Below are 5,097 nucleotides of genomic sequence, written 5' to 3'. Positions count from 1 at the left end.
TGTGAACCCGCATATACGTTCTTTTCGTCAAAACTGATTGTTGACACAACAACCCAGGGCCTATACGTATGGAGCAAAGCAGAATACGGGAAAATAATGATCTCGTCTATCGCCCCCGTATTTCGCTCAGGATAATGCCGCTTATTTGATCCGTTGAAAATGATCGGGTGCTGATGACGGTTAGCTGCTTTTGGGGAAATTGTTGTTTAAACCAGGAAAATTCTAATGCAGAATTGTTTTCATATTTCACTTTTAAAATGCTCAGGTGAGTAGGTTAAATCGATTTCGTGTGATTTGTTTTGCCAAAAGATCAGCGGTTTCAGCATCTGTTTGTTGCTAATAGCCATTCGGCGAAATAACTCCTGGGCTACGGGCCCACTCTATCCAAATGCTTTTTTTGAAAAGAAAGCATGAAAATCATTGATACTTCCCAGACGTCTGGGAAAGTACCTGAGAGCAGCCAGTAAATTAGTGATCGGAAATTTAGACGGTTTTCGTAATATCGGTATTTTCTTATCTGCATCCCAAGGATAACAAGGAATAACAACACCTAAATCCTGAAGGATAGTGATGTACCCATTGACCACGGTATTGTTTGCCAAATCCGCTTCGCGCGCTAATTTGGCTTTTCCTACCGACGCTCCATTGAACTTAAATAAAATCTGAAGGATATTTGTATAAAGATACCCGGATCAGAGCGCGTATGATTTCACCGTCAATCTAATCGCGCGTGAGCTCAATGACGTATTCGGGAAGAAAATGCTGCTCCGCTAACTCTGTGCATGCAATAGGCGATCACTAGATAACAAATAAGCGGCTAATGTATTTATCTCCAATGTTGAATGACATACGAGATGCAATTCTTTGTATGTAATTTGAGCAAAAAAATAATTGTTTCCGTCGAGTTTTCCTTTCCTGCCAGGTAACCCTTCGAATCTCCGTCGTAGATCGCTTGCATTTGAGCCCGTTGTAACGATCAAAATATCCATGAGATATTCGCGATCAGATAATTTTTAATAGCATTTCCAAATTTGGGATTACTGTGATTTCAACGGCGGAGGCAGCTTGTTTTGAAAAGGCAGGTAGCAGTTTTTGAATCGCTTTTTCAAGCCTATTCTTTTCTAAGATATCGTCCCCATTGAGATAAAAGGCGCTTGTAGGACCAAAATCTATAATACTTTGACGCAACTCTTTTTCAAGCCAAGTGCTTTTGCCGTATTGGCGAAGGCCGCGAATGGAGATAATTCCAGGCTCGGTGGTGGGCAAAGTCTTTAAGCTGAAATCAACTTTAAAGATTAAAAGTGCTCTTTCCAGTTGATCCAGGTGAAGGAAAAGACCAGGCCAGCTGATTTCAGGGGATGCTAGGAATTCGTTATCTCGGTCAAACCCATGCCTTTCTGCTAACGTTAGTAACATTAACAATCGTTTTTTGGTTAAAAATCACCAAAACACTATAATATTGGAACAGTTAAGTGCCCTCTGTAACATTTTATTTCATAGTTGGACTATATGAGTAATGAATGAAAACTCAACTATCCGCAGACATCTATGACATCGTAGTCATTGGTGCCGGTTTTGCAGGGTTTTATACCGCCCAAGAGTTGAGTCTTGCTCGTTATAAAGTGGCCTTATTGGAGATAGGAGATGGTCTTTTAGGTAAAAGAGCTCTAGTTATAGTGAATGTTATAAACTGCACACGGGCGTACATTATGCTGGTCACCAGCAGACCGCTATTCAGTGTCTAAAGACTCTGTTAAATTCGCTCGTGAATTTTCTGAATACATCCTTTGGGTATCAAGACGATACTCTCCCGTGGCGGCATGGCCGGCATTACCTTATGTCAAATCCTCTTTGATGAAGAAACCATAAATAAAGACTTGTTCTCTTTTACAAAAAACCTATGCAGAGCTGGTGCAGCAGGACCCAGCCAAAAAAAGTGTTTGGTGATCCTGCTCATTTCATTCGTTATTTAAAAGCGAGTGAATACCCTTACGTAGCAAAAACAATTGCGCAACCGGATATACCTAATGGAAATGCGGATGCTCACGTCATTTGTAGGAATAGAAACGCCGGAATCACAAATCAACATCGTTAAGCTAAGACATTATGCTGAACGCGAGATAAATCATTTTCATCAATTAACCTTTACGATCCAGCATGAAGTAAAAAATATTCAATTCGCACCCGACAGCTTAGATTACTAGGTGGAGGCATACGATTGGTTGGAAGGTAAAACAAATATTATACGCACAAAAGGTGTCGTCAATTGTGCTTGGTAGAATATTGACTTAGATCGTGGACTTGGTTATTACGTCCCTGATGGTCGATTAGTGCAGCTTAAAGTCAGTCTTCTTGTTTGTCTTCCGGAAATCCTTTGGTTAATAAATACTTGCATTTTTTCTGGTCCGCATTGTTCGGTTACAAATTTAGGCGATCGAACAGCAGTCATAATCTATGAGCCCGCTAGCAACGTGGGCCATTACGCGGCGGGAGAAGTTCCCTCGCAAGCAGACGCGGGTTTGGCTGATATCATTGGCCAAGAGCTACGACCTCACGAAGGTAAGAGGAAAGTGTTAAGAAGAGACTATAAATGGAGGGAACCGCACGTTATGTCCCCGCCCTTAAGGGGCAACGGTTAAAGAAGTACGACTTGGCTATGTTAAAATCTTTACTTCCTCGAAAGAAACTTACACGATTTTTGATAAGGCAAGTCCTATTCATCGCAGACTTGAGGATGGCGTTGAACAAAAAGGCTTATGTTATATTTCGCATTTCGGTATGAAAATAACCTATACAAGGAATAACGCCGTTAAAGTGCGGGAAATAATGGATCGACATTTTATCTTGCGCCGATCACTTGAGCACCTGCCCTGTGCTGCAAAAATGGGATACGCTCGCAATGAAAAACGATCGACCGAATTTGGCTCCTAAATAATTGAGGAACGGAAAAATGCAGGGCGGAAAGAGTAATAACGAAGAAGCGCTTTTAGAGATTATCAATAATATTCCTCATTATATCTTTTGGAAAGATAAAAACTTAATTTTTCGCGGCTGCAATAAAATGTTCGCTGAACAATTTGGTTATAAGGATCAATCGGGAATTATCGGTAAAACGGATGAAGATTTCCCTTGGTCAAAAGAATTGAGGAAAAAGTATCGGCAAGATGATCTTTCCGTCATAGAGACTGGAAAACCAAAGTTCGATTATGAAGAATCACAAATGCAGGCCGATGGTTCGATAAAAACTGTGTTGGTGAGTAAAGTTCCTTATCGCAATAAAGAAGGCAATATTGTCGGTGTTTTAGGGATTTATACCGATATTACAAAACGAAAGCGCATGGAAGAATCGCTGGGCAAAGCAAATAAAGTTAAATCCGAATTTTTAATGAATATGGGCCATGATTTGAGAACGCCATTAACGGGGATAATTTTGATTGCTGAATATTTATGGAAAAAGCAAACTGAAGAAAAGGATAAGCAACTGGCGAAGGACCTAATACTTGCGGGAAAACAATTACTTCATTTCATTAACGAAGTGTTAGAAATAACCAACGTTGAAGAAGGGAATATCGATTATGAAAAAAAATCTTTCTCGCTCATAAAATTAATTGACCAAGTATTCGCAATGCTTCGCCCTTCTTTTCAACAAAAACAGTTAGCATTTTATAACGATTACGACCCCCGTATCCCCGAAGTACTTATCGGCTCGGAGATAATGATTTTTCGGATTTTAATGAATTTGTTAGGAAATTCGCTAAAATTTACTGAAGAAGGTCAGGTAACTACTCAAACCAAGTTAGTCAACCGGTCAGATAATCAGGTTCTTATTGAATTAATTGTGTCGGACACGGGCATCGGGATACCTAAAGAAGAACATAAGAATATATTTTCTCAATTTAAACGGCTCACTCCTTCTTATGCCAGTAAATATCGGGGATCGGGTTTAGGATTATTTCTCGTTAAAACTTATGCAGAGGCCCTCCAGGGCCGAGTGACTTTAGAAAGCGAGCCTGGTCGGGGAAGTCGATTCATCTGCACAATTCCTTTAGCGATTGCTAAACACAAGGACTTAAAGTCCCAAAAAGAAAAAAGGTACAACGCTGCTTTAACGAAGCTTGAGGAGCTTTTAGAACCTGAATTGCTACTTAGTGTCACTAAAAAATCTGATTTAAAAAAAGTGCCTATTTTGCTGGTGGAAGATATCCCGCTAGCCCAAAAGGTGATAGGAATTAAACTGGAAGAGCTAGGTTGTGCCGTTGATTTTGCCGATGATGGTGAAGCTGCGATTAAAAAAGCGAGCCAAAACCAATATTCTCTTATTTTTATGGACATTGGCCTTCCAGGTATCGATGGTTATGAAGCGGCGGCGCGGATTCGTGTCTGGGAAAAAGAACATCATAAATCCCCCACGCCAATCGTTGCGCTAACCGCATATGTCAATGAAGAGGGCGAGCAAAAATGTTACAAGGTCGGGATGAATTTGGTATTACACAAACCGATGCTAGAACGATACGGGCAACGGATTTTGAATCGGTTCGTTAACAAGGAGAGAAGAGAAACTGAACCCCCGGCTGATCCTGAAAAAAGAGATAACAATAACAAGGTCATTGATTGGACGTCGGCGACTCGTATATTTGGAAATAAAGTCGCCAGCGAAAAAATGTTTAAATTATTCTTACAAGAATTGCCTCGATTTCATGAGGAAATTAAAAAAGCTTTCGAAGCTAATGATCGCAAGGTATTAGCTTTTCACGTACACAAATTAAACGGCGCAGCGTGTTACACACCGACTCCCCAACTTCAAAAAATCTTAATGGATTTTGAATCAAAATTGCGCTCTCGTTCGCCAATCGATTTGAAATCTTACTATTATAAGCTAGAAAAAGAACTCCAAGCGATTTTAGCAATGACTAACTCGTAACCTATGTTTTTTAACTCCCTAATAATTTCTCTTTTTATGGTAATGATATATATGAGCGCAGCGAAATACGGGGGCGATAGACGAGATCATTATTTTCCCGTATTCTGCTTTGCTCCATACGTATAGGCCCTGGGTTGTTGTGTCAACAATCAGTTTTGACGAAAAGAACGTATATG

General features: G+C 40.2%; 1 protein-coding gene and 2 pseudogenes. 2 read left to right on the top strand and 1 reads right to left on the bottom strand.

The window, feature by feature from the left end:
• Positions 1–106 precede the first annotated feature (106 nt).
• A pseudogene (locus FIV31_RS07255) lies at positions 107–1,391 on the bottom strand (AAA family ATPase).
• A gap of 129 nt (positions 1,392–1,520) precedes the next feature.
• Between FIV31_RS07255 and FIV31_RS07250 the strand changes: the two are divergent.
• A pseudogene (locus FIV31_RS07250) lies at positions 1,521–2,931 on the top strand (FAD-dependent oxidoreductase).
• A 19-nt stretch (positions 2,932–2,950) separates the two neighbouring features.
• Positions 2,951–4,921, top strand: coding sequence for a PAS domain-containing hybrid sensor histidine kinase/response regulator (locus FIV31_RS07245; protein ID WP_280124306.1), 1,971 nt, complete (start codon positions 2,951–2,953; stop codon positions 4,919–4,921).
• The last annotated feature ends 176 nt before the right edge of the window (positions 4,922–5,097 follow it).

Source organism: Coxiella endosymbiont of Ornithodoros amblus (assembly GCF_019425495.1).
Taxonomy (GTDB): Bacteria; Pseudomonadota; Gammaproteobacteria; order Coxiellales; family Coxiellaceae; genus Coxiella.
Note: the sequence above shows the minus strand (reverse complement) of the source record. Positions and strands in the feature narration are given on the sequence as shown.